Annotated in this window: 23 protein-coding genes; 11 read left to right on the top strand and 12 right to left on the bottom strand. The window is 70.8% G+C overall.

The window, feature by feature from the left end:
* Positions 1-67 precede the first annotated feature (67 nt).
* Complete coding sequence (locus tag BFF76_RS05165) at positions 68-466, top strand: SCO4983 family protein (protein ID WP_031092918.1); 399 nt, start codon at positions 68-70, stop codon at positions 464-466.
* 294 nt (positions 467-760) lie between these two features.
* Here the strand turns inward: BFF76_RS05165 and BFF76_RS05170 are convergent, their stop codons facing one another.
* On the bottom strand, positions 761-2,587 hold the full coding sequence (locus BFF76_RS05170) for a phosphoenolpyruvate carboxykinase (GTP) (protein ID WP_031092916.1): 1,827 nt from the start codon (positions 2,585-2,587) through the stop codon (positions 761-763).
* 207 nt (positions 2,588-2,794) lie between these two features.
* On the opposite strand from BFF76_RS05170, the gene trhA reads away from it, so the two are divergent.
* Positions 2,795-3,478: a PAQR family membrane homeostasis protein TrhA gene (gene trhA / locus BFF76_RS05175; protein ID WP_031092913.1), complete on the top strand. Its 684-nt coding sequence runs from the start codon at positions 2,795-2,797 to the stop codon at positions 3,476-3,478.
* A gap of 69 nt (positions 3,479-3,547) precedes the next feature.
* Here the strand turns inward: trhA and BFF76_RS05180 are convergent, their stop codons facing one another.
* A complete protein-coding gene (locus tag BFF76_RS05180; RefSeq protein ID WP_031092911.1) occupies positions 3,548-5,575 on the bottom strand; it encodes a thioredoxin domain-containing protein in 2,028 nt (675 codons plus the stop codon).
* 169 nt (positions 5,576-5,744) lie between these two features.
* On the opposite strand from BFF76_RS05180, the gene BFF76_RS05185 reads away from it, so the two are divergent.
* Together BFF76_RS05185 and BFF76_RS34640 are read left to right on the top strand one after the other, a co-directional pair.
* Positions 5,745-6,311: a Uma2 family endonuclease gene (locus BFF76_RS05185; protein WP_031092910.1), complete on the top strand. Its 567-nt coding sequence runs from the start codon at positions 5,745-5,747 to the stop codon at positions 6,309-6,311.
* Positions 6,312-6,351: 40 nt separating this feature from the next.
* Positions 6,352-6,786 carry a DUF7008 domain-containing protein gene (locus tag BFF76_RS34640; protein WP_381822026.1) on the top strand — a complete coding sequence of 145 codons (435 nt, stop codon included), beginning with the start codon at positions 6,352-6,354 and terminating at the stop codon, positions 6,784-6,786.
* Here BFF76_RS34640 and BFF76_RS05190 read toward each other — a convergent pair.
* The 4 genes from BFF76_RS05190 to BFF76_RS05205 all read right to left on the bottom strand — a co-directional run bounded on the left by BFF76_RS05190 (position 6,671) and on the right by BFF76_RS05205 (position 12,181).
* A complete protein-coding gene (locus tag BFF76_RS05190; RefSeq protein ID WP_065847409.1) occupies positions 6,671-7,864 on the bottom strand; it encodes a thiolase domain-containing protein in 1,194 nt (397 codons plus the stop codon). The two genes, BFF76_RS34640 and BFF76_RS05190, sit on opposite strands and share 116 nt — an antisense overlap.
* A complete protein-coding gene (locus BFF76_RS05195; RefSeq protein WP_065847411.1) occupies positions 7,861-9,225 on the bottom strand; it encodes an MFS transporter in 1,365 nt (454 codons plus the stop codon). The genes BFF76_RS05190 and BFF76_RS05195 overlap by 4 nt, the downstream gene beginning before the upstream one ends.
* 40 nt (positions 9,226-9,265) lie before the next feature.
* A complete protein-coding gene (locus BFF76_RS05200; RefSeq protein ID WP_199918782.1) occupies positions 9,266-10,870 on the bottom strand; it encodes a class I adenylate-forming enzyme family protein in 1,605 nt (534 codons plus the stop codon).
* Positions 10,871-11,029: 159 nt separating this feature from the next.
* Positions 11,030-12,181, bottom strand: coding sequence for an RsbRD N-terminal domain-containing protein (locus tag BFF76_RS05205; RefSeq protein ID WP_065847413.1), 1,152 nt, complete (start codon positions 12,179-12,181; stop codon positions 11,030-11,032).
* A 323-nt stretch (positions 12,182-12,504) separates the two neighbouring features.
* Between BFF76_RS05205 and BFF76_RS05210 the strand changes: the two genes are divergently transcribed.
* On the top strand, positions 12,505-15,732 hold the full coding sequence (locus tag BFF76_RS05210) for an ATP-binding protein (RefSeq protein WP_065847415.1): 3,228 nt from the start codon (positions 12,505-12,507) through the stop codon (positions 15,730-15,732).
* Positions 15,733-15,781: 49 nt separating this feature from the next.
* Here BFF76_RS05210 and BFF76_RS05215 read toward each other — a convergent pair whose 3' ends face one another.
* Together BFF76_RS05215 and mca are read right to left on the bottom strand one after the other, a co-directional pair.
* On the bottom strand, positions 15,782-16,060 hold the full coding sequence (locus tag BFF76_RS05215) for a hypothetical protein (protein WP_065847417.1): 279 nt from the start codon (positions 16,058-16,060) through the stop codon (positions 15,782-15,784).
* 1 nt (position 16,061) lies between these two features.
* Positions 16,062-16,943 carry a mycothiol conjugate amidase Mca gene (gene mca, locus BFF76_RS05220; RefSeq protein WP_031092889.1) on the bottom strand — a complete coding sequence of 294 codons (882 nt, stop codon included), beginning with the start codon at positions 16,941-16,943 and terminating at the stop codon, positions 16,062-16,064.
* A gap of 97 nt (positions 16,944-17,040) precedes the next feature.
* Between mca and BFF76_RS05225 the strand changes: the two genes are divergently transcribed.
* Together BFF76_RS05225 and greA are read left to right on the top strand one after the other, a co-directional pair.
* The gene (locus tag BFF76_RS05225) at positions 17,041-17,445 is read left to right on the top strand and encodes a DUF4307 domain-containing protein (RefSeq protein ID WP_031092887.1); all 405 of its coding nucleotides are present in this window, start codon (positions 17,041-17,043) and stop codon (positions 17,443-17,445) included.
* A gap of 191 nt (positions 17,446-17,636) precedes the next feature.
* The gene (greA, locus tag BFF76_RS05230) at positions 17,637-18,134 is read left to right on the top strand and encodes a transcription elongation factor GreA (RefSeq protein ID WP_031092885.1); all 498 of its coding nucleotides are present in this window, start codon (positions 17,637-17,639) and stop codon (positions 18,132-18,134) included.
* A gap of 63 nt (positions 18,135-18,197) precedes the next feature.
* Here greA and BFF76_RS05235 read toward each other — a convergent pair whose 3' ends face one another.
* The 3 genes from BFF76_RS05235 to ilvA all read right to left on the bottom strand — a co-directional run bounded on the left by BFF76_RS05235 (position 18,198) and on the right by ilvA (position 21,431).
* Positions 18,198-19,055: an ABC transporter permease gene (locus BFF76_RS05235; RefSeq protein WP_031092882.1), complete on the bottom strand. Its 858-nt coding sequence runs from the start codon at positions 19,053-19,055 to the stop codon at positions 18,198-18,200.
* Complete coding sequence (locus BFF76_RS05240) at positions 19,052-20,056, bottom strand: daunorubicin resistance protein DrrA family ABC transporter ATP-binding protein (protein WP_031092881.1); 1,005 nt, start codon at positions 20,054-20,056, stop codon at positions 19,052-19,054. The genes BFF76_RS05235 and BFF76_RS05240 overlap by 4 nt, the downstream gene beginning before the upstream one ends.
* Positions 20,057-20,201: 145 nt before the next feature.
* Complete coding sequence (gene ilvA, locus BFF76_RS05245) at positions 20,202-21,431, bottom strand: threonine ammonia-lyase (protein ID WP_031092880.1); 1,230 nt, start codon at positions 21,429-21,431, stop codon at positions 20,202-20,204.
* Between the two features lie 157 nt (positions 21,432-21,588).
* Here ilvA and BFF76_RS05250 point away from each other — a divergent pair, with 157 nt between their 5' ends.
* Positions 21,589-22,119: a MarR family winged helix-turn-helix transcriptional regulator gene (locus BFF76_RS05250; RefSeq protein WP_031092878.1), complete on the top strand. Its 531-nt coding sequence runs from the start codon at positions 21,589-21,591 to the stop codon at positions 22,117-22,119.
* 80 nt (positions 22,120-22,199) lie between these two features.
* Positions 22,200-22,391, top strand: a complete 192-nt coding sequence (locus BFF76_RS05255; RefSeq protein WP_031092876.1) for a DUF1059 domain-containing protein — start codon at positions 22,200-22,202, stop codon at positions 22,389-22,391.
* A 72-nt stretch (positions 22,392-22,463) separates the two neighbouring features.
* On the opposite strand, the gene BFF76_RS05260 is transcribed toward BFF76_RS05255, so the two are convergent.
* A complete protein-coding gene (locus BFF76_RS05260; RefSeq protein ID WP_053930355.1) occupies positions 22,464-23,612 on the bottom strand; it encodes a cystathionine gamma-synthase in 1,149 nt (382 codons plus the stop codon).
* Positions 23,613-23,691: 79 nt separating this feature from the next.
* On the opposite strand from BFF76_RS05260, the gene BFF76_RS05265 reads away from it, so the two are divergent.
* Both BFF76_RS05265 and BFF76_RS32860 read left to right on the top strand, forming a co-directional pair.
* Positions 23,692-24,795: a hypothetical protein gene (locus BFF76_RS05265; protein ID WP_065847421.1), complete on the top strand. Its 1,104-nt coding sequence runs from the start codon at positions 23,692-23,694 to the stop codon at positions 24,793-24,795.
* 39 nt (positions 24,796-24,834) lie between these two features.
* Complete coding sequence (locus BFF76_RS32860) at positions 24,835-24,993, top strand: hypothetical protein (protein WP_167359471.1); 159 nt, start codon at positions 24,835-24,837, stop codon at positions 24,991-24,993.
* The last annotated feature ends 72 nt before the right edge of the window (positions 24,994-25,065 follow it).

The following is a 25,065-nucleotide window of genomic DNA, read 5'->3' on the forward strand; positions in this document are numbered from 1 at the left end:
AGATCCGACACAACTTTAGACTCAATCCAAGATAGGATGGCTTTACCGCATCACCAGGAGGCCATCCATGTACGAGCCGATCCGCACCAAGTCGGTCCACACATCGGCCGACAACGCCGATTTCCCGCACCGCAGCCGCGAGGACGAGCTGGACATCCAGCTCTCCGGGCATCTCGCGGCCCTGCTCGCCGTCACCGACGAGCTGGGACTCGCCGCCATGGGCGACCGCATCGCCCGGCAGGTGGCCCGGCTCCGGGGCGCCCCGCCCGCCCGGCACGCCGGGCGGAGCGACGCGCCCCCGGCCGCTCTGCACCGCCGCGCCCACGCCCTCGCGGGCCGGGCGCTCGTGGTGGCCGCGTCCCGCGCCGACACCGCCGCCGCGATCCTGGCGGCCGAGGCCATGGACGCGCACGCCGCGGCCCTGTCCGCACCCACCACCCCGACCGTCCTGGTCGGCACCCCCTGACGGCCCCGGTCCACGTGTCGCGAAGACGTGTGGACCGGGTGCCACACCCGCCGCGCGGACACGGCGGGCGGCACGGACGCGGACCGGCGGAAGTGAAGGTCGTGTGACCACGTTGTCGTCGTGGCGCGGACGTTCCCCCGGTCACGGGACGGCGTCCCGCCGGAGAAGGTCTCCTGGAGAGAAGCGGCACCCGGAACCATGAGGGGGCTCCGGGTGCCGTGGCCGCGGCGGGCCGTCGACCCCACAGGTCAGGGCGGATGTCACAGAGACCCGGCCGCGGAGTCCAACAGGGGGTCAGCCCAGGCGCCGGACCAGCGCGTGGTACTCGTCCCACAGCTCCTTGGGCGTGTGGTCGCCGAAGGTGTCGAAGTGCTCGGGGATCAGCGCGGCCTCCTCGCGCCAGACCTCCTTGTCGACGTCGAGCAGGAAGTCGAGGTCGGACTCGGAGAGTTCCAGGCCCTCGGTGTCCAGGGACCCCTTGGCCGGCAGGATGCCGATCGGGGTCTCGACGCCCTCGGCCCTGCCCTCGAGCCGCTCGACGATCCACTTGAGGACGCGGCTGTTCTCACCGAAGCCGGGCCACACGAACTTGCCCGCCCGGTTCTTGCGGAACCAGTTCACGTAGTAGATCTTCGGGAGCTTCGACTGGTCCGCCTTGTCGGCGCCGACCTCGACCCAGTGCTTCATGTAGTCGCCCATGTTGTAGCCGCAGAACGGCAGCATGGCGAACGGGTCGCGGCGCAGCTCGCCGACCTTGCCCTCGGCGGCGGCGGTCTTCTCGGAGGCGACGTTGGCCCCGAGGAAGACGCCGTGCTGCCAGTTGAACGACTCGGTGACCAGCGGGACCGCCGAGGCGCGGCGGCCGCCGAACAGGATCGCCGAGATCGGCACGCCCTTCGGGTCCTCCCACTCGGGCGCGATGATCGGGCACTGCCCGGCCGGGACGGTGAAGCGGGCGTTCGGGTGGGCGGCGGGCGTGCCGGACTCGGGGGTCCAGTCGTTGCCCTTCCAGTCCGTGAGGTGCGCGGGGGGCTCCTCGGTCATGCCCTCCCACCACACGTCGCCGTCGTCGGTGAGCGCGACGTTGGTGAAGACGGAGTTGCCCCACATCGTCTTCATGGCGTTGGCGTTGGTGTGCTCGCCGGTGCCGGGCGCCACACCGAAGAAGCCGGCCTCGGGATTGATCGCGTACAGCCGGCCGTCCTCACCGAACCGCATCCAGGCGATGTCGTCGCCGATGGTCTCGACGGTCCAGCCGGAGATCGTGGGCTCCAGCATGGCCAGATTGGTCTTGCCGCAGGCGCTCGGGAAGGCGGCGGCGACGTACTTGCTCTCCCCGCGCGGCGGGGTGAGCTTGAGGATCAGCATGTGCTCGGCGAGCCAGCCCTCGTCCCGCGCCATGACGGAGGCGATGCGCAGCGCGTAGCACTTCTTGCCGAGCAGGGCGTTGCCGCCGTAGCCCGAGCCGTAGGACCAGATCTCGCGGTCCTCGGGGAAGTGCGAGATGTACTTGGTGGAGTTGCAGGGCCACGGCACGTCCTCCTGGCCCTCCGCCAGGGGGGCGCCGAGAGTGTGGACGGCCTTGACGAAGAAGCCGTCGGTGCCGAGCTCGTCCAGGACCTCCTGGCCCATGCGCGTCATGGTGCGCATGGAGACGGCGACGTAGGCGGAGTCGGTGATCTCGACACCGATCGCGGAGAGCGGCGAGCCGACGGGGCCCATGCAGAACGGCACGACGTACATCGTGCGGCCGCGCATGGAGCCGCGGAAGATGCCCTGGTCGCCCACGAAGACGTCCCGCATCTCGGCGGGCGCCTTCCAGTGGTTCGTCGGACCGGCGTCCTCCTCCTTCTCGGAGCAGATGAACGTCCGGGTCTCGACGCGTGCGACGTCACTGGGGTCGGAGGCGGCGTAGTACGAGTTCGGGCGCTTGACCGGGTCGAGCTTCGTGAAGGTGCCCTTGGCGACGAGCTCCCCGCACAGGCGCTCGTACTCGGCCTCGGACCCGTCGCACCAGACCACGCGGTCCGGCTGGGTGAGGGCGGCGATCTCGTCCACCCAGGAGACGAGCTCCTGGTGTCGAGTGGGGACAGAGAAGGGAGCCGCGATGTCTCGCGCCACGATCGCTCCTTGTAGAGAGGGGGTGTTGTCAGGCCCCGTGGGGGCTGCGACCCGGATGCTGACCCCTTCGAATTCCCCTGGCGCTCATCCGGTGCCGACCGCACTCATTTGATCATCCGACCAACGCGCCCATATGTCCAGGGGGCCGCACACGTGAGCATCGCCACTCAAATCAGTTACCTACGGAAGCGTAGGTAGCATGCGGATATGACTTCTGCCGCCGCCGAGTCCGGTCCCGTCGAGCTCACCGACCCCGTACCGGTCAAACCACGGATGCGCGGATGGCTGCACGCCGGAATGTTCCCCGCGGTGGTCATCGCCGGGATCGTGCTGATCGCGCTGGCCGACGGCACGCGCGCGCGGGTCGCCTGCGCCGTCTACGTACTGAGCGCCTGCCTGCTGTTCGGTGTGAGCGGCGTCTACCACCGGGGCACCTGGGGCCCGCGCGGCGAAGCGGTGCTGCGCAGGCTCGACCACGCCAACATCTTCCTGATCATCGCGGGCACCTACACGCCGCTGACTCTCCTGCTGCTGCCGGCATCCACCAGCCGCCCGCTCCTGTGGGCGATCTGGGGCGCCGCGGCGGCCGGCATAGCCTTCCGGGTGTTCTGGGTCGGCGCCCCGCGCTGGCTCTACACCCCGTGCTACATCGCCATGGGCTGGGCCGCGGTGTTCTTCCTGCCGGACTTCATGCGCACCGGCGGCGTCGCGGTGCTGGTCCTCGTCATCGTCGGGGGGCTGCTGTACAGCGCGGGGGGTGTCATCTACGGCCTCAAGCGCCCGAACCCGTCACCGCGCTGGTTCGGCTTCCACGAGGTGTTCCACTCCCTGACACTGGCGGCGTTCATCGCGCACTACATCAGCATCTCTCTGGTCGCCTACCAGCAGTGACCCTCCCGTACGCCGAAGGGCCCGGCCGGCAGCGCTCACGCACCGGCAGGGCCCTTCGCCGTACGTATGTCAGCCGCCCAGCTTCTCCGTCAGCTCCCCCGTGTCCGTCGTCGGCGCGTCGCACACGAAGTGCCGGCAGACGTACGCGGCCGGCTCGCCGCCCACCGGCGGCCGGTCCACCAGCAGCGGGAACTCGCTCCCCGCGTCCGGTCCCTCACCCGCGGCGACGACCGCACCCGGCGCCCGTCCCAGCAGCGCCGTCCGGTGCAGCTCCCCGCCGACCGGCCCGGCCACCGCGACCTCCCGCGGGCCGTCCAGCAGCGCTTCGGCGACGGCCAGCCCCCAGCCGATGAACCGGGGTGCCTTCGGGCCGAGCGCCCCGACGATCCCGAGGGCGCCCTCGGCCGCCGTGCGGTGCGCCTCGGAGCCGGTGTGCGCGGCGTAGGAGAGCAGCGCACCTGCGGCGGCGGTCCAGCCGGCCGGGGTGGCGCTGTCGGTGGGGTCCTGGGGGCGCCGGATCAGCCGCTCCGCGTCGTCGGCGGTATCGAACATCTGCCCGCCCTCGCCGATGAACCGCTCCAGCACGATGTCCAGCAGGAAGCCCGCGAATTCCAGCCAGACGCCCTCGCCGGTGACGGAGGCGAGCGCGAGGAACCCCTCGGCCACGTCGCCGTAGTCCTCCAGGACCCCGGAGTTGTCCCCCGCGCGGCCGTCCTTCGACGTGCGGCAGAGCCTGGCGACGTCGCCCATGTGCACCCGCACCAGCAGGTCGGCGGCCTCGGTGGCCCGCTCGACCAGGTCCGGTCGGTCGAAGTACGCCCCCGTCTCGGCGAGCGCGGCGATCGCCAGCCCGTTCCAGGCTGCGACGATCTTGTCGTCGCGCTCGGGCCGCACCCGCAGCTCGCGCGCAGCGAGCAGCCGGGCCCTCACGTCGGTGACCCGCGCGGGGTCGTCGTGCTCCGCGTCCCCGGCCCCCACGAGCCGCAGGACGGAGGAGCCCTCCTCGAAGGTGCCCTCCTCGGTCACCCCGAAGTACTCGGCGGCGAACGCCGCGTCCTGTTCGCCCAGCACCTCACGCAGCTGGGCGGGAGTCCAGACGTAGAAGGCTCCCTCGACGTGGCGTCCCTGTGCGTCCTCGCTGTCGGCGTCCAGCGCGGAGGCGAACCCGCCCTCGGTGGTCCGCAGCTCGCGCACCATGAAGTCGGCGGTCTCCAGGGCCACCCGGCGGGCCAGGTCCGAGCCGGTGGCCCGCCACAGATGGGCGTAGACGCGGCACAGCAGCGCGTTGTCGTAGAGCATCTTCTCGAAGTGCGGAACCACCCACTCCCGGTCCACCGCGTAGCGGGCGAAGCCGCCGCCGAGCTGGTCGTAGATCCCGCCGCGCGCCATGGCCGCGCAGCTGTCGGCGGCCATCTGCAGGGCGCCCTCGGCGCCTGTGCGGGCGTGGTGGCGCAGCAGGAACTCGATGACCATGGACGGCGGGAACTTGGGGGCGCCGCCGAAACCGCCGTGCTTCTCGTCGTAGTCGCGGGTGAGCCGCAGCAGCGCCTGCGCCAGCTCGGGTTCGCCCGGCAGGCCACCCTCACCGGCGGCCAGGGAGCGGCCCGCGAGGTCACGGACGATGCGCCCGGCGACCTCCGCGACCTCCTCGCGCCGGTCGGACCAGGCGGCCACGACCCCTTCGAGGACCTGGTGGAAGGAGGGCATGCCGTGACGGGCCTCGGGCGGGAAGTACGTACCGAAGTAGAAGGGCTCGGCGTCGGCGGTCAGGAAGACGGTCATCGGCCAGCCGCCCTGGCCGGTCGCGGCCTGCACGGCCTCCATGTACACGGCGTCGACGTCGGGCCGCTCCTCGCGGTCGACCTTCACGGGCACGAAGTGGGCGTTGAGGTAGTCGGCGACGGACGCGTCCTCGAACGACTCGTGGGCCATCACATGGCACCAGTGGCAGCTGGCGTACCCGACGCTGAGCAGCACCGGGACCCCGCGCCGGCGGGCCTCCTCGAACGCCTCGGGCGACCACGGCCACCAGTCGACGGGGTTGTCGGCGTGCTGGAGGAGGTAGGGGGACGTCTCGTTGGCCAGTCGGTTAGGCATGCAGCCATCCTCGCTCACGACGACGAGGGGACCGGCCCACGGCACAGCCGGGCCGGCTCGGGGCGGCCGGTCGCCCCGGCAGGAACTGCTCCTGACACGGGGAGGCGCCCGCCAGTACGCTGAGCCCAGCAGCGCTTGAACTGTCGGGGCCCCTCGAAGGAGGTACACCATGACCGCCGAGATGGTGGCGCCCGCGTGGATGCACACGCAGATCAGCGCGGAGCAGTACGACTCCTGGTCCGACGAGCAGTGCGCCGGGATCGAGATCGTGGACGGAATGGTGGTCGTGAGCCCGAGCGCGTCCAAGCGGCACAACCGACTGGCCCGGATCCTGGCCAACGCCCTGGACGCCGCCGCGGGCCCGGACTGGAACGCCGACACGGACTTCGACGTCCGTCTGCAGGACGTTCCGCTCACCAACCGTCGGCCGGATGTGGTCGTCTACCGGGCCGACACCATCGATCTCACGCCCACCCGCCCCGAACACCTGATCCTGGTGGCCGAGGTCGTGTCACCCGGCTCGGAGACCACCGACCGCATTGTGAAGGTGGACCAGTACGCCAAGGCGGGCATCCCCTTCTACTGGCGTATCGAACAGGCCGCCACCGGTGTACCGATCGTCTACACCTACGTCCTCGACCCCGCCACCAGGGCCTACAGGGACGGCGAGGTGTTCACCGGCGTGATCAAGGCTGCCGCGCCCTTCTCCGTCACCGTCGACCTGGGAGCCCTCTGAGGACCTGCCTCCCCCGGGCCATGTAAGCGGCACCCCGCTTCTGGCCGGGCTGCTCGAACTCCAGCCGTGGCTGAAGCAGTGGCACGACCAGCCCGATCCGCTCTTCACCCCGGCCCCGGCTCCCGCCAAGTTCTTCGAGGGCGAACGCCAGATGGAGCAGGGCAAGCACCGGCTCACCGACGACGACCTGCGCGCCTGGCGCCCCGGCCGCGGCAGTCCGAGGTCCGGCCGCAGCGCACGTGCAGGTGCCCGTCGAGTTCCACGAGAAGCACGGCCCGCTCCGGTGTCGGCAGCCGTTGCGACGGCGAGGCACAAGGTACTCCACCCCATCCACCCGACTCGGCTGCGATCCCGGGGGTTCATGTCCGCCGGGCCTCGAGCACGCTCACATAGTTCGCCACGGCGAGCCCGCCCATGTTGTGGACGGCTGCTCGGTCGGCTCGCGGCAGCTGGAGTTCACCGGCGGTGCCGGTGAGTTGCATGCCGGCAAGCACGTGCTGGGACACGCCGGTCGCACCGACTGGGTGCCCCTTGCTCTTCAGCCCGCCCGAGACATTGACCGGCATGTTGCCGCTCGGCATGACCAGGCCGCTCTCGATCGCCGACGCGCCCTTGCCCTCAGGGGCGATGCCGAGGACTTCATAGAGGTTGAGCTCGGCGATGGTGAAACAGTCGTGCAACTCGACGAACGACAGGTCGGTCAGGCCGACGTCGGCTGCGTCCATGGCGGCTCGCCAAGCTGCCGCGGTGCCGTGGAACTCCAGCGGGTCGCGACGGCGACCTGGCAGGTAGTCGTTGGCGTGGGCGATCGCCGCGATGGCGACGCCGCGGGTGGCAGCTGCGGACGACATGCGCCCGCCCCGGGTGAGGACGAGCGCGGCCGCGCCGTCTGAGACCGGGGAACAATCGGTGCGTCGGAGCCGGCCCGCCACCAGCGGGTTCTTCTCTGAGACGGTATGGCAGAACTCGAAGTCCAGTGGCTTGCGCAGGTGGGCGAGAGGGTTCTTGGCGGCTTGGGCGTGGCTCTTGGCCGCGATCCGGGCCATCGCCTCTGACGGGTCGCCGTGCCGCTCGGCATAGGCGTCGGCCACCCTGGCGAAGAGCCCGGCGAAGCCGCTGGTGCTGACCTGTCCCGCCGCCTCGTAGTCGGCTCCGAGCAGAGCCTGCCCGACGGTGGCGCTGTCGCGCTCGGTCATCTTCTCTGCGCCGACGACCAGCACCGTCTCGGAGGTGCCGGCGAGGATCGACCGGATCCCGGTGTGCACCGCCGCCGAGCCGGAGGCACAGGCGTTTTCGACCCTGGTGACCGGAAGCCCGTGCAGCGCGTCGTCGGCCTGCAGGACGAGCGAGGACGGGAATGCCAGGGCGTTCATCCCGGCGTTGAAGTTGCCGAGCACGATCTCGTCGACGTCGGAGGCCTTGATGCCGGCGTGCGCCAGTGCGTCGCGGACAGCGGTCACGAGCAGGGTCTCGAGCGTGCCCTCGTGCTTGCCGAACGGGGGGTGGCCCCACCCGGCGATGACGACATCGGGAGTGGAGTGGCCGCGGGTCACGCCGTCACCTCCCCCACCGGACCCGTGTTGGAGGGCGCCGCGTCGGTGCGGGGCACCGGCGGGGTCGCGCTGTGCTGGTTCGCCCGGTCGAAGTCGGACTGCTTGAGCACGACCAGCGCGACCAGCGAGAGGACACAGGTGGCGACGTAGAAGTACCACGGCGACGCGATGTCCCCGGTCCGCCCGATGAGCCAGGCCGAGATCAGCGGCGCACTGCCTCCGAACAGGGCCACCGGAACGTTGTAGGCCAGCGAGATGCCAGTCGATCGCACCCGGGTCGGGAACAGGTCGCACATGGTGCCGTACGTCGAGGACGCGTACAGCCCCAGGCAGATCGCCACCGTCAGCAACGGTGCGGCGAAGCTCGCCGGGGTCGCGCCCGGCGCGGCCTCGAACAGCCAGATCACCGCGCCGGTGCTGGCCAGGCCGACCACGAGCAGGAAGTACTTCCGACCGAACCGGTCGGTGAACATGCCGCCGAACGGCATCACCGCAGCGGTCACGGCCATGGCGATCGTGACCAGCAGGAACTTGGCGTTGTTGCTGAAGCCCAGCTCGGTCGACATGTAGGTGGAGGCGTAGGTGACGACCAGGTAGAAGAACGAGGCGTGCAGGGTGATGATGCAGAAGATCAACGCGATCGCCCGCTTCCATGGCCAGGCATCCCGTATAGGTGCCTCGGACTTCTCGCCGCGCTCGGCCAGTGCCTGGAACTCGGGGCTGTCCTCGAGCTTCAGCCGGATGTAGAGCGCGACCAGACCGAGCGGCCCGGCGACCAGGAAGGGGATTCGCCAGCCCCACGCCAGCATCGCCTCATCTCCCAGCAGCACGATCAGGCCGTTCGCCACGACGCCGCCGAGGAGCAGACCGAGCACGGCGGTGACCATCAGCCAGCTCGTCGAGTAGCCGCGACGTCCAGGGCCTGCGTACTCGGCGATGAACGCGGTGGTCGTACCGATCTCACCGCCGGCCGAGAAGCCCTGCAGGCACCGGGTGAGCACCAGCAGCAACGGTGCGGTGATGCCGATTGCCGCGTGCGTCGGCAGCAGGCCGATGGCGAACGTCGAGGTGAACATCAGCAGCATGACGACGAGGAGTGTCTGTTTGCGGCCGATGCGATCAGCCATCGGGCCGAAGAAGAGCCCACCCAGTGGCCGGATGAAGAAGCTCAGCGCGAAGACGGCGAAGCTGCTCATCAGCTGGCTCGCTTCGTTGTCGGCTGGGAAGAACAGCTGTCCGATGTAGATGGCGACGAAGCCGTAGACGCCGTAGTCGTACCACTCGATGAGGTGGCCGGTGACGGCCCCGAGGAAGGCCCGGCGGCGCCGACGCGGATCGACGGTGATGAGGGTGTCGGACATGGTGGTCCTCGCTGGTTGGACGGTGGAGGTCGGTTGGGCTTCAGTGCTGGGACGTGGCCTGGTCGGTGACGGCGAAGCGCCGCACCTTGCCGACGCTGGTGCGTGGGAGTTCGTCGATCAGGTGCCACTCCCGCGGCCGCGCCGCGGGTGCGAGCTCGCGCTCGGCCCAGGCGTGCAGGTCGTCGGTGCTCGGCGGCTCGGCCGCGTCCCGCGGCACCAGGTAGGCGATGGGGACGACATCGCGGACCGGGTCCGGCTTCGCCACGACGGCGGCTTCGAGCACGCCTGGCGCCTGGGCGAGGACAGCCTCGACCTCGGTGAGGCTGACGTTTTCGCCGGACACCTTGATCACGTCATCGGCGCGACCGACGAAGCGCAGCGTGCCGGTCTTGTCGCGAGTAGCGAGATCACCGGTGGCGAACCAGACCGTGCCGTCGGCGTCGATCGGTTCGCTGAAAGAGCGTCCGGTGGTCTCCGGGGCGTCGAGGTACTCGCGGAACAGGTCGATGCCGCGGCGGCCGGCGACCTGGATCATGCCGGGCTTCCCGGTCTCAGCCTCGTCCCCGGTGCTCAGGTCGACCAGCCGTACGCGTCGGTCGAGTACCGGCCGGCCGATGACATCGTGCGCCGGCGGCTCGGAGACGTCTGCGGTCACGATGGCGAGCGTCTCCGTCATGCCGTACAGCTGACGTGGCGTGACACCGGTGATCTCGGCGAACCGGCGGTGGTGTTCCTGGCCCAGGCTCTGCGCGAACCACACGTGCTCGAGCGCGAGCCGGGGAGCGTCCTCGGGGGTGCGGGCGAGGATCATCCGGATCGGGGCGGCGAAGAGGCTGGCATGGGTGGCCCGCAGGTCGTGGGCGCTGCTCACCCATCCACTGGCGCTGAAGGATGCGGTCAGAGCCACGCTCGCACCGACGGCGATCGCCGGGGTGAAGCAGTAGTACTGGGCGTTGCCGTGGAAGAGCGGCAACGTCACGAACCAGCGGTGCCGGGCCTCCAGGTTCGCCACTGCCGACATGACCCGTGCAAGCGTCGCGTAGTTGGCCTGGGTGAGCACGACGCCCTTCGGCTGGGACGTGGTGCCGGAGGTGAACATCGTCGCGATCCGGTCCTCCGGCCTCGGGCGTTCCAGCAGCGGGAGCGCCGGCAAAGCGGCGGCTTCCGAGGCGAGCAGGTCGACGTCCACTGCGGTCTCGTCGAGTTCGAGCACCTGGTCGAGCCCGAACCTCTCGGCTGCTGCGGCGTAGGGCTTTCGCCGCGCCTTCGCGCACACCCCGAGGCGTGGACCGACCCGCTCGAGCTGCCGGTGCAGTTCACGCTCGCTGGAGGCCGGGTCGACCGGCACCATCCAGGCGCCCAGCCGGGCGCAGGCCAGCCAGAAGGCCAGGAAGGCCGGGCTGTTGCGCAGCACGAGGTGGACCGGTGAGCCCGGTGTGACACCGCGGGCGAGCATTACCTGCATCGCGTGCCCTACCGTGGCGTCGAACTGCTCGTAGGTCCAGGAGCGGACGTTGCCCGCGTCGTCCCGGAAGACCAGGAACGTGGCGCCCGGGGTGGCCTCCACCCGGTCGCACCAGATGTCGGCAAAGGCGCGGCCCTCCCCCAGGTCGATGTCCTGGGCGACGTCGGTGTTGCTTGTCACGGGAGATCTCCAGCACGGGTCGTGGGCAGCGGGGGACCGGACCTCCAGATGTGTCACCGGTCACGCGAATGACCCGTAGCGTGGCAGTCACCACGTCGTGATTCCTACGGACCGACAGCTAACCTCGCGTCCCGCTCGTTGGAGAATTCACCAACGAAATCAGCCGGCACTCTCCCCGCGCACCAGGGGATCCAGGACCCAGGCGAGCTCGATGACCGTGTTCGTGGCGGTGAGCCGCACGCCGACGAGCTCCTCGTAGCGCGCCAGCCGGTAGCGCGTGGTGTTCGGGTGCACCGCCAGCGCCTCGGATGCCCGCATGATGTTGAGATCAGCTGCGAGGAAAGCCCGGACGGTGGAGAGCATCAGCTCACCGAACTCGCCCAGTTCCATCGCCTGCGCGACGTACCGGGACTCCAGAAGGGCCGTGACCGCCGGCTCGCCAACCGTGGCCAGCCGCCAGGTCACGTCCTCCAGCGCGTACGCGCGGGGCGCCTCGTCGACGACCAGGTCGAGGATCCGGGTGGCGATCCGCTCCGACGACGCCAGCTCATCCAGCGGGACGGCGGGGCCGACGGCCACCAGGTGCGGCAGCTCGACCAGGGTGTCCGGCGCCGACGTGAGGCCGATCCAGCCACTGCGCCCGGACACGGTCACGAGCTCCGGCCGCGGCGTCAGCGCATCCATCCGGGCCCGAACGGCGTCGACGGTCGTTGCTTGGCTGTGCATCCGGAACACGGCGTAGCGCGCCGAAGGATCGAGCGCCAGCGAGGCCGCCGCCGCCCGGATCTGCGGCTCGCTCAGCCCGCCGGCGAGCAATTCGCGGAACAGCTCGACCTGCCGCATCGAATCCCGAACCGCCGAGCGGACCTCGTGGTCACGGTATTCGGCAGCGGCGCCGGCGGTGAACCAGTCGCCGACCTCCCACAGCAGGTTCGAGTACTCCAGGATCCGGTCTGCCGGCATCGCCTTCGCGCTGGCGAGCTCGATGAACCGATGGTGGATCACCCGCAGGGAGATCCGGTACCCGCGGATGATGTCCTCGATCGGGACTCCCTGCTGCAGCCGCTCACTGGTCGTCATCGCTGCCTCGGCGCTGGTTCCCGGTTCGGGGGCGCTGTGCGAGACCAGCGTGGCGATGGCGCGGGCGGTGTTCCTCCCGACCGAGGCGCGCACCGACGTCTCGTCGACGCCCGTGTAGCTCGGCAACGTCGAAAAGATCGCCGCGGCAGCCTGCCGGCCGAGCTCAGCGTGTTCGGCCTTGAGCTGCTCGGTGACCTCGACGATCAGATCAGGGGTTTCGTCGCTCGGCACCACATCACACTAGCCAGGGCAGCCCGGGATAGCGACGTTGTGAGGAAGTCCAATCTCAACCCTCCACCACATAAAGCTTCCTCCATGAAGTACGACCGCGTCATTTGACGAATCACGCAACGTCGTGATCCGTTACTGACGAAGGTTCAGTGGGTCCGGCGCGCCAGGGGAGGACCTTCGGTGGCGCATTCGAAACAGCCGGGCAGGCAGGTGCTCTTCGCTGTGCCGTGTCCGGCACCCTCTCGCGCCGAAGCCCCGTACGCAGGACACTGGAGGCTTGTGACGGCCGGAGGATTCGAAGGCACCGGAACCTAGGGGGACGCATGCGGGACAGCCATCGGGCGGAAGCCGAACGGCTGTTGGTACGCGCCGTGGAGGAAGAGGCGCGGCGGACGGGAGGACGGACCGACTCCGGCGCACTGCTGGCGCGCGCCCGGGGCGCGTTCGACACCATGGCGGCGGGCGCGGCCGACGAGTACGCCGCCTACACGCAGGCGTTGGACGCTGCGGGGGCGGGCCAGCAGCCGCTGTCGGCGCGGTTCAGCAGAGCGACGCTGGGAACACCGCTGCTGGTGACGGGAGTTGCCGCAGCGGCGGCCTTCGGGGCGGATCTGGCGCTCGGCACCGCGACCGGTCTAGCCCTGGGTGCGGGTGCGGTCGTCGCCGTCGCGGGCACGACCGCGACGATGGCCCGGGTCACCGCCTCGCACTGGCCGGCGGCGCATCGCAGGGCGGGTGAACGGAATCAGCCCGGCGGCCCCGAACAGCTCCGCCTGGAGTGGCTGACGGCCCTGGAGGTACGGGGCATCCGCCCGTTCCTCGACCAGCAGCGGATGCTGACCGCCTCGGCCCGCCCTCCGAAGAAGAAGGCCGGGGCGTCCGTGGTGGCGCAACTGCGCGGCGGCGACCGCAGCGCGGCCGCACGCACCCGCTCACTCCTCGAACAGTCCTTCGGTCATCTGCCCGCCGTGGACGGCCCGTTCGCGGGCCGCCGCGGTGAACTCGCACAGATCGCCCAGTGGGTGCACGCCGCCCGCGCCGCGACCGAGACCAGGCCGACCGTCGTCGTCCTGCACGGCACCCCGGGCTCCGGCCGTACCACTCTCGCCGCACGCGCCGCGCACTCGCTCAAGGACCAGTTCCGCGGGGCCTGCGTGGTCGATCTGCGCGGGGATGTGGCGGGCGAGGCACCCCTGCCGACCCGGGACGCCCTGCTGCACCTGCTGAACCGGCTGGGGGCCCCGCGCGAACAACTGCTCTTCCGGGAGAGGTCCTCCGCCGACCAGCAGGTACGGCGCCTGAGTGAGCTCTACCACCAGCATCTGACGGGAACACCCGTCGCGATCGTCCTGGACGACGCCACCGACGCCGCCCAGGTGCGGACCCTCCTGCCCGAGCGCTCCGACAGCCTGGTCCTCGTCACCGCACGCGAGCCCCTCGAACTGCCCGCCGACATCCCCGCGCGGGTGCACCACCTGCCCGTCGGCGGCCTGGACGCGGCGGGCGCCGAGGAGTTGCTGCGCGAGTCGGCCCTCGACGAGGAAGCCGGTCCGTACGACTACCCCTCGACCGACACCGTCGTCGAGCTGTGCGGCGGGCTGCCGCTCGCCCTGCGCGTCGCGGGTTCCGCCCTCGGGGCGCGTACGCGGGCAGAGCTCGCCGAGGCCCTCGGGGCGTACGGTCCGGTCGCGCCCGTCGAGCGGGCCCTGTGGCTGCGCTACACCGACCAGCCCGAGGCGGCCCGCCGGCTGCTGCGGCGGCTCGCGCTGGCCGGACGCGCCAGCCTCGGTGCCGCCGCGGCGGCATCGCTGCTGTCCTCCGAGGAACAGGAGGCGGCCCGCCTGCTGGAGTCCCTGGCCCGGGCCGGACTCCTGGTCCATGTGCGCGGCGCGCGCTACCGGCTGCACGACCTCGTACGGGACTTCGCCCTGGCCCGGCTGGCCGACGAGGAACCGGCGGCCGACCGCACGGCCGCGCAGGAACGCCTCATCCAGAACTACGCGGAGCTCGCCGACGCCGTGATCCGCATGGTGGACGGCAAGATGTCCACCCGAGCCGGACAGTTCGGCTCGCACGGCTTCAGCTCGCTGGACGCCGCCCTGCGCTGGCTGGACGACGAGTCGAGCTTCATCACCTCGGCGCTGCGGCACGCCGAGGGCGTCGACCAGCGGGCGGTGCTTCATCTGCTGGGCGCCCTGTGCGACTACTGCCTGCTGCGCGGCGACCTCTACCGGCTGGGTGAGATCAGTGAGCTGACGCAGGCCGTCGACCAGGGGCTCCTGGAGCGGTCGGTCCAGTGGCGTACGGGTATCGCGGCCCGGCAGCTCGGCGAGCTCGACAAGGCGCGCACCACGCTGTCCTCCGTCGTCGGCCTCTACCGCGAGGCGAACAACGACGCGGGAGCCGCCCTCGCGCTCTGCTCGCTCGGCATCACCCTCCACCACCAGGGCAATCTGACGGAGGCCTCGGCACGGCTGCGGGAGGCGCTCGGCCTGCAGGCCTCGCCGGAGCAGGCCGAGGACCGGGCCTGGTCCCTGCACGCCCTGGCCGCCGTCGAACGCGACCGGGCCAACCCGGCCGAGGCCCTGACCCTGCTGGACACCGCGCTGGCCCTGCACCGGGAGGGCGAGTCGCTGCACGGCGAGGCCTGGACGCACTTCCAGCTCGGCCAGGTCTGCCTGCGCCTCGGCGAGGTCGCCAGGGCCGAGGAGGAGCTGTCCACCGCGCTGGACCTGTACGGCCGCACCCGGGACGAGCGCGGGGAGGCCTGGGCCCTGACCCAGCTGGCCCGCGCCCGGCTGATGGACGGGGACGGCGGCAGCACGGCGGCGGTGGAGCAGCTGCGCGGGGCCCTCGACCGGCACCGGGGCAACGAGGACGCGCGGGGCGAGGCCTGGACGCGCTACTACCTGGGGCAGGCGCTGGAGGAGGACGGCGACACCGATCAGGCGGTACGCGAGCTGGAGCGGGCCCGCACGATGTTCTCCCGGATGCGGGACGTGTACGGGCTGGCGTGCGCCCGCCACCACTCGGGGCGCGTCACCCGCGACCAGCGGGCGGCGCAGACGGGCAACCTGCGCAACTCCGGTTTCGCCCGGCAGCTCCTGGTGGACGCCCGGGCGGACTTCCGGCGGATCGGGGTGGCCCACGGCGAGGCCTGGACGTGCCTGGAGCTGGCGCTGGTCGACGGCGGGAACAACCGCGCGGCGCAGGCGCTGGAGCTCTGCGGCGAGGCGATCACCCTGTTCGCCTCGTACGGCGACGTCAGGGGCGGCGACTGGGCGGCGTTCCTGCGGTGCACACTGCTGCCGTACGCCTCACCGGGCGGCAGCGAGGTGGGCACGGCGGTGGCACAGCAGGAGCTCGCGGACCTGCTGGAGGCCGCGCACCCGCTGCGGGACGCGAAGCTGGAGGACTGCGCGCAGGCCTACCGGGTGGTCCTGAACCGCGGGGTGGACCTGGACGACGGCTGGCAGGCCTGGCGCCTCGGACTGACGCCGTCCCGGCACGCCCGCGAGGTCATGGGGGTGCCGGTGGGCGTGCGGCCCTGAGGGGAGCGTCGCAGGGCGGGGCCGGCCGGGCCGCCCCCGCCCCGCCGCGTCAGCCCTTCTCCGGGGCCGCCGCCTTCGCCGGTGCGCCGGAGCCGGAGACGGCCGCCTCCGGCTTCCCTGCGGAGCCCGCGGGCTCCGCCGCCGGGTCCGGGGCCTCCTCGAAGTCGACCCTGCCCATGTGCCGGTTCATCGACTTCATCAGGAACCACACCCCCACGGCGAGCGCCGCGAAGACGAGGAAGCCGAGGACGCCGGGAGTCACCTTGTTCTTGTCGAGCTCATCGGCGGCGAACGGGACGAGCTGCGTCAGTGCCTGGGTCGCGTACATATCAGGCATTGTCGCGGATGCCCGCGAAGAGGTCGCTCTCGGGGAGGGATGTGGCGACCAGGGACTTGGCCAGCTCGTACTCCTCGGTCGGCCAGACCTCGCGCTGGACGTCCATCGGGACGCGGAACCAGCCGCCGTCCGGATCGATCTGCGTCGCGTGCGCGATCAGCGCCTTGTCGCGGATCTCGAAGAAGTCGTCGCACGGGACATGCGTGGTCAGCGTGCGTTCGGCGCGCTCGAACTCCTTCCAGCGCTCCAGCCATTCGCCGTACGGGGACTCCAGCCCGCGGGCGAGGAGAGCCTCGTGCAGGGCGACCGTGCGCGGCTTGTTGAAGCCCTGGTTGTAGTAGAGCTTCTGCGGCTGCCATGCCGGGCCGAACTCCGCCTCGGGGAACCTCTCGGTGTCCGCGGCGCCCTCGAACGCGATCATCGAGATCGTGTGGGTCTTGATGTGGTCGGGGTGCGGATAGCCGCCGTTCTCGTCGTAGGTCGTGATCACCTGCGGCCGGAACTCACGGATCTTCGCGACGAGACGCCCCGCCGCCGTCTCGTCGTCCTCCAGTGCGAAGCAGCCCTCGGGCAGCGGAGGCAGCGGGTCGCCCTCGGGCAGACCCGAGTCGACGAAGCCGAGCCACGCCTGCTCGACGCCCAGGATCTCCCGGGCCTCGTCCATCTCCTTCTTGCGCACCTCGTGGATGTTCGCCTCGATGTACGCGTCGCCCTGGAGCTTCGGGTTGAGAATGGATCCCCGCTCGCCCCCTGTGCAGGTGACGACCAGGACGTCCACCCCCTCGGACACGTACTTGGCCATGGTGGCCGCGCCCTTGCTCGACTCGTCGTCGGGGTGGGCGTGTACGGCCATCAGTCTCAGCTGCTCGGTCAAGACTCGGTCCTCAGTGATTGGTCGTGGCGGTCGGCTTCTATAGTGACTGAACCGGGGGGTGGAAAATTCCTCGATCCCCGGCACGGGAGGAACGATCATGGCAGCGGTGCGCGAGGCCTTGCCCGAGGGGCGCTACGGCCGGTCGCAGGACCAACGCGCGGACCGCAAGCTGAAGATCATCGGTTCGGTGCTGGGAGCGGCCTTCCTCGCCATGATCGGCTGGTTCGGTTACGACTACGTGGCCGGCCAGGACGTGAGCGCCGAGCTCATCAAGTCGAAAATCGTCTCCGACAGCCGCGCGGAGGCCCACCTCGAGGTCCGCAAGGACCGGGACGCCGACGGGCACTGCACGCTCCGCGCCCTGAGCGAGGACGGCGGGGAGGTCGGCCGGGCGGACTTCCGGTTCGACGGGCGTACCGAGCGGATCGACGAGGTCGTCTCCCTGCGCACCACCTCCAGGGCGACGGCTGTGGAGCTGACGGCGTGCACCGCCGGCGGCTGACCGCACCGCAGGGCGCGCGCCGCCGCTGATGCCCGCGCTCCTGGCCCGACCTGCGCGAATGTGCCTGTGATGTTTTACCTTCTCCCCCTTTTCGCGCGGAATTGTTAGGCTCGTGGTTTCGCCCACCCGTGGCAGCGCATGCTTGGGGTAGGGCGTTGCTTTGTATTCCCAGCACCGACGAGGAGCACCCTGTGACCCAGACCAGCGATAACGTCACCTGGCTCACGCCGGAGGCGTACAACCAGCTGAAGGCGGAGCTGGAGTACCTGTCTGGTCCCGCGCGCACGGAGATCTCCGTCAAGATCGCGGCGGCCCGCGAGGAGGGTGACCTCCGTGAGAACGGCGGCTACCACGCGGCCAAGGAGGAGCAGGGCAAGATGGAGCTCCGGGTCCGTCAGCTGACCCAGCTCCTGGAGCACGCGAAGGTCGGCGAGGCCCCGGCCGACGACGGCGTGGTCGAGCCCGGCATGGTCGTGACCATCGCCTTCGACGGCGACCCGGACGACACGGTCACCTTCCTGCTCGCCTCACGCGAGTACGCGAGCACGGACATCGAGACCTACTCCCCCCAGTCCCCGCTCGGCACGGGCGTGAACGGCAAGCGGGTGGGCGACGAGGCGGAGTACGAGCTGCCGAACGGCAAGAAGGCCACGGTGAAGATCGTCTCGGCGAAGCCGTACCAGGGCTGATCCCCCAGCACGCAGAGAGCCCCGGCCGCACGTGCGGCCGGGGCTCCTTCGTATGCGTGGGGGTCAGGCGGTGGCCGAGCGGTATCTGCGGACCGCGAGCGTGCGGAAGACCACGATGATCACGACCGACCAGATCACCGAGGCGAGGATCGGATGCTGCATCGGCCAGGCGTCCGAGGTGACGAAGCCCGGCGGAACATTGCCGAACAGCTCGCGGCAGGCCGCCACGGTGGCGCTGAAGGGGTTCCACTCCGCGATGTGACGCAGGACGGTCGGCATCTGGTTGGCGTCCACGAAGGCGTTCGAGATGAACGTCAGGGGGAAGAGCCAGATCAGCCCGCCGGAGGTGGCCGCCTCAGGGGTGCGCACGACGAGGCCGATCAGCGCCCCGATCCAGGAGAACGCGTAGCCGAGCAGGAGCAGCAGCAGGAAGCCGAGCAGCACCTTGCCGATGTTCTCGTGGGTCCGCCATCCGATGATCAGGGCGACGCCGGCGAGCACGACGAGGGTCAGCGCGGTCTGCACGAGGTCGGCGATGGTGCGTCCGGTGAGGACGGCGCCCCGGGCCATCGGCAGTGATCTGAAGCGGTCGATCAGCCCCTTGTGCATGTCGTCCGCGATGCCCGCTCCCGCACCCGCGGTGGCGAAGGTGACTGTCTGGGCGAAGATCCCGGCCATCAGGAATTCCTTGTAGGCCGTGGACGAGAGGGAGCTGCCCACCTTGATGGAGCCGCCGAACACATAGGTGAACAGCACGACGAACATGATGGGCTGGACAAGGCCGAAGATCACCATCTCGGGAATCCTGGCCATGCGGATCAGGTTGCGCCGTGCGACGACCAGGGAGTCGGCCACCGACCGGCCGATCGCCCCCCGGGACTTGAGGGCTACGGGTTTCGGCGTGTCCGTGACGGCGCTCACTGCACGCCCTCCTTCCGGCCCTGTGCGGCCTCGGTCGATGCGTTCCCGCCGTTCTTCTCCAGCTCGGCGGCGTGGCCGGTGAGGGAGATGAAGACGTCGTCGAGGGTGGGGCGGCGCAGACCGATGTCGTCGATCTCGACGCCGTGGGTGTCGAGGTCGCGGATGACCTCGGCGAGCAGCTTGGCCCCGCCGGTGACCGGGACGGTCAGCTTGCGGGTGTGCTGGGCGACGGAGATCTCGCCCTTGCCGTACGTGGCGAGCACCGAGCGGGCGGGCTCGATCTGGTCGGGCTGGTGGACGACGACCTCGACGCGCTCCCCGCCGGTGCGGGCCTTGAGCGCGTCGGAGGTGCCGCGGGCGATGACCTTGCCGTGGTCGATGACGCAGATGTCGTGGGCGAGGCGGTCGGCCTCCTCCAGGTACTGCGTGGTCAGCAGGAGCGTCGTGCCGCCCGCGACGAGCTCCTCGATGACCTCCCACAGCTGCTGCCGGTTGCGCGGGTCGAGCCCGGTGGTGGGCTCGTCCATGAACATCACCGGCGGGGAGACGACGAGCGCCGCCGCCAGGTCGAGGCGGCGGCGCATGCCTCCGGAGTACGTCTTGGCGGTGCGGTCGGCCGCGTCGGCGAGGTTGAACTTCTCCAGGAGCTCCACGGCCCGCTTCTTCGCGTCGCGCGAGCTCATCTGGTAGAGCTGCCCGACCATCTGGAGGTTCTCGCGGCCCGTGAGGTATTCGTCGACGGCCGCGAACTGGCCGGAGAGGCCGATCGAGCGGCGTACCTCGTCGGGATTCCTCAGGACGTCGATGCCCGCGACGACGGCCCGCCCACTGTCCGGCCGGAGCAGGGTGGTCAGGACACGTACGGCTGTCGTCTTGCCGGCCCCGTTGGGCCCCAGCAGGCCGAGGACGGTGCCTTCGGGCACGTCGAGATCGACGCCGCCCAGTGCTCGTACATCGCCGAAGGTCTTCACCAGGCCTTCGGCGTAGATGGCGCCTGGCATACGGGCTTCCCCCTGTGGTCTTCCGTTGCGTTCCTGAGCGGATCGTAGGGTTCCCGGGCCCTCGCGGGCGGGAACACCGGAGTGTTCGGCGATGCACGGTAACGCGATACATCGCGACCCTCAACGGGTTTTCGCGCCAAGGCGCTCAGGACCGGACCAGGTAGCCCGCGGCACGCAGTGCGGCGGCGACCTCCTCGCAGTGCGCGGGCCCCTTGGTCTCCAGCTGGAGTTCCACCTCCGCCTCGGTGAGGCCGAGCCGGGGGTCGGTCCGGACGTGGCTGATGTCGAGCACGTTGGCGTCGGCGACGGAGAGGGTGGCGAGCATCGCCGCCAGCGCTCCCGGCCGGTCGCTGAGCCGGAGCCGCAGGCTCAGGTAGCGGCCTGCCGCGACCATGCCGTGCGTCAGCACGCGCTGCATCAGCAGGGGGTCCACGTTGCCGCCGGACAGCACGGCGACGACGGGCCCGCGAAACGCCTCCGGATCGCTCAGCAGCGCCGCCACCGGGCTCGCCCCGGCCGGCTCGACGACCATCTTCGCCCGCTCCAGGCACAGCAGCAGCGCACTGGCGAGCTCGTCCTCGGAGACCGTGCGGACCTCGTCCACCAGCTCCTGGACCAGCGGGAAGGTGAGGTCGCCGGGCCGGCCCACCTTGATCCCGTCGGCCATGGTCTGCACCGGGTCGAGCGCCACGGGATGCCCTGCGGACAGCGAGGGCGGGAAGGCGGCCGCGCCCGTCGCCTGGACTCCTACGATCCTGACGTCGGGCCGCAGCGCCTTCACCGCGACGGCGATGCCCGCGGCGAGACCGCCCCCGCCGATGCCGACGACGATCGTGCGGACCTCCGGGCACTGTTCGAGGATCTCCAGGCCCACGGTGCCCTGCCCCGCGATGATGTCGGGGTGGTCGAAGGGGTGGATGAAGACGGCGCCGGTCTCCTCGGCGTACTCCTGGGCGGCGGCGAGCGTCTCGTCGACGACCTGTCCCTGGAGCCTGACCTCCGCCCCGTACTCCCGGGTCGCCGCGACCTTCGGCAGGGGGGCGCCGACGGGCATGAAGACCGTAGAACGTACGCCGAGCAGCGAAGACGCGAGTGCGACACCCTGCGCATGGTTTCCGGCACTCGCGGCCACCACCCCTCCGGCCCGTTCGACGGGGGTGAGGCCGGCGATCCGTACGTACGCGCCGCGAAGTTTGAACGAACCGGTGCGCTGGAGGTTCTCGCACTTGAAGTGGACCGGCGCACCGACCAGGGAGCCGAGGTGTCGGCTGCCCTCCATCGCGGTCGTTCTGGCCACCCCGGACAGCATCTTCTGCGCTCCCCGGACGTCGTCGAGGATCACAGGAGGAAAGGGGCCTGACGTACGGAAGGTCATGTCGGCAAGTCTTGCAGCTCATAGCGGTCGGGGCCGTCGCATCTCATGGCGGCCTGCGGTGGTGTCCGCAGGTTTGTGCAGCGCTGGTACACGTTGCCCCGTGGCCGCGTACTCTGTCCCCCACCTATCCGACACCGTACGAAGAGAGCCCCCGGCCATGCCCCCTCAGGACATGACGACTGCCGCGTCTCCTTCCGGGGGCACGGCCCCCGGACATCCGGGAACGGACCACCTGCTCGACGCACTCCAGCACCAGGTGGCAGTCTTCGCCCGCCGTGCCGAGCAGACCCGCCTCGGCGGTGTCGGCCAGGTCCGCAACTCGATGGACCGGGCGGCCTATCTGCTGCTCAACCGGCTCGACGTGGAAGGCCCCATGGGCGTCAAGGCCCTGGCCGCGGGCATGGGCATCGACTCCTCGACGGTGACCCGGCAGGTCGCGCCGCTCGTCGACACCGGTCTGGTCAAGCGCACCTCGCACCCGGAGGACGGGCGCGCCGTCGTGCTGCAGCTGTCGCCGCGCGGCCAGGCCCGCCTCGATGAGGTCCGCGCCTCGCGCCGTGAGCTGATGCACCGGGTGACCGACGGGTGGACCGAGGAGGAGCGCGACACCTTCTGCGCCCTGCTGACCCGGTTCAACGGCTCGCTGGCGGCCCGGCAGTGGGCGGGCCAGGCGACGCAGGAGAGCTGACCGGGTCCGTCCCGGCCTGTACGTCCCGGCGTTCGGATCTACCCTGGAAGGGCGTGCACTCGCCAGTCGAGGAGGCCGTCATGACACGGAAGATCGCCGACTGCCGCAGGTATCCGAGCGTCTCGAACTGCTCACTCACCATTTCCGGTGAGGAGGACGAAGTCGTCCGGGCCGCCGCCGAACACGCGGTCTCGGTCCACGAGCACACCGACAGCCCGGAGATGCGTGAACAGATCCGGGCGTCACTGGAGGACGAGAAGGTCGCTGCCTGACCGCATCACGCACCGCCCGGCGGGCCGGAACGGAAGCCGGCCGCCGGGCGGCGGTGTGTCAGCGGCGTCGTGTCAGCCGAGTGCCTGCGTCAGGTCGGCCAGCAGGTCGTCGGCGTTCTCGATGCCGACGGACAGCCGGACGAGGTCGGCCGGCACCTCCAGCGGGGAGCCCGCCGCGGAGGCGTGCGTCATACGGCCCGGGTGCTCCAGGAGCGACTCGACGCCGCCGAGGGACTCACCGAGCGTGAAGAGCTTCGCGCGGTTGCACACCTCGACGGCCGCCTCCTCACCGCCCGTGACCCGGAACGACACCATGCCGCCGAACGCCTTCATCTGCTTGGCGGCGACCTCGTGGCCCGGGTGCTCCGGCAGCCCCGGGTAGAGGACCTGGGTCACCTTGGGGTGCCGCGTCAGCAGGTCGGCGACCTTGGTGGCGTTCTCGTCGTGGCGGTCCATGCGGACCGCGAGGGTCTTGATGCCGCGCAGCACCAGCCACGCGTCGAAGGGCCCGGCCACCGCGCCCATCGCGTTCTGGTGGAACGCCAGTTCCTCGGCCAGTTCCGGGTCGCTGACGACGAGCGCGCCGCCGACGACGTCCGAGTGGCCGCCCATGTACTTCGTGGTGGAGTGCACCACGACGTCCGCGCCGAGGGAGAGGGGCTGCTGGAGGTAGGGGCTGGCGAAGGTGTTGTCGACGACCAGCCGCACGCCCGCCTGCCGGGCCACTCCGGCGACGGCCGCGATGTCGGTGATGCCGAGCAGCGGGTTCGACGGGGTCTCCACCCAGATCGCCCTGGTACGCGGGGTGAGCGCGGCCCGCACCGCGTTCACGTCCGAGGTGTCGGCGACCGAGAACTCCACGCCCCAGCGCGAGGCGACCTTCGCGAACAGCCGGAACGTGCCTCCGTAGGCGTCGTTCGGGATGACCACGTGGTCGCCGGGGGTCAGCAGCGTACGCAGGAGGCAGTCCTCGGCGGCGAGGCCGGACGCGAAGGCGAGTCCGCGGCGCCCGCCCTCCAGTGCCGCCAGGTTCTCCTCCAGTGCGGTGCGGGTGGGGTTGGCGCTTCGGCTGTACTCGTAGCCGCCGCGCAGGCCGCCGACGCCGTCCTGCTTGTACGTGGACACCTGGTAGATCGGCGGGACCACGGCGCCGGTGAGGGGATCCGCCGTGTTGCCGGCGTGGATCGCAAGGGTCTCGAAGCTGTGCTGCTGGTCGCTCATGGGGCCCGAGCGTAGTTCGTCGGGAGGGGTGTCACAGGCCACTCGCCGCCCGGATACCCGTCCAGGGACAATGGACCGCATGGAGATTCTGTGGTTCCTGCTCGCCCTGTGCATGCTGGTCGCCGTCGTGGGACCGGTCATGGCGCGACGCCGTGGCGGTATCCGCCAGGTCGCGCCCGGTTCGCCCGACGCCGCGGACCCGGACACATACGGTTTCGCGCGGCAGGAGGAGCTCGACGTCCGGATGCCGGGCCCCGACCAGGACCTGCTCGACGTCCTCGACATCGTCCAGGGCACCCAGAGCTGGAAGGCCGCCTCCCAGCTGCTCGCGGGCACGCCCAAGGAGAGCGAGATCCGCTGGCAGCGGGTGCAGGCGTTCGCCGGTGCGGCCTCCCTGGAGCTGGCGCAGCGGCCCGGTGCCGGCGGGGCGTGGCTGAGGACGTGGCGGGCCGAGGCCCCGAAGGACGCGGGTGCGGCGGCGGTGCACGCGGAGTTCCTGGTGCAGCAGGCGTGGCGGACCGGCACCGTGGGCACCGACGACTTCCGGATCATCCTGGAGGAGGCACGCACGGTCTGCGGCGAGGCGGCCCTGCTCGCTCCGGGCGACCCCGTCCCGTACATCGTGGAGCTGGCCGTCGCCCGTGGACTGGGCTATTCCCACGAGCAGTTCGACCAGCTCTGGGCGAAGATCATCGACCGTGCCCCGGCGCACATGGGCGCGCACATCGCGGCCCTGCACTTCTGGTGCGAGAAGTGGCACGGCTCCCGCGTGGAGGCCGAGCGATTCGCGACGACGGCCGCTGCCCGTGCCCCGCAGGGCTCGCTGCTCGCGGCGCTGCCCCTGTTCGCGGTGTACGAGCACCTGCCCGAGGTCAATCTGGTGCAGGGCTTCTACCGGGGCGTCGTCGTGACGAAGGCGGTCGAGGGTGCGATGTTCGCGGTGCACGCGGCCCGCGCGGACGACCCGGTGCTCGCCCACGTCAGGCACCTGCTGGTCCTCTTCCTCGTCCGCATGGAACGCTGGTCGGAGGCGATGCACCAGCTCGTCCACATCGACGGCCACGTGGGCGCGCTGCCCTGGACCCAGAACCCGGACCCGGCCGCCGAGTACACGGTGTACCGGGCACTGGCCGTCGCCGGCTACGAGTCGAACGGCGGCAGCCCCGCGACCCTGCTCCACTGAACCGGCACACCCGCCCCTCCCGGATTGGACCGGCACACCATGGCACGACTGATTCCGCTGATCCTGATAGCCCTCGCGGTCTGGTTCTGGCTGCGGGCGCGCAGGAAGACGGCCGCGTACATGGCCTCCTACGAGTCGCCCGCGGGCCGGGACCGTGAGGGCGACGAGCGCCGCGAGCCCCCGGCCCCCGCGGCCTGACACCCCGGAATCCACGGCGCCCCCGCGGCGTTGTACGGAGCGAACCCCGACCCCCGGAGGAGCCCCCGCATG

The sequence above is a fragment of the Streptomyces mutomycini genome, assembly GCF_001700505.1.
GTDB lineage: Bacteria > Actinomycetota > Actinomycetes > Streptomycetales > Streptomycetaceae > Streptomyces > Streptomyces mutomycini.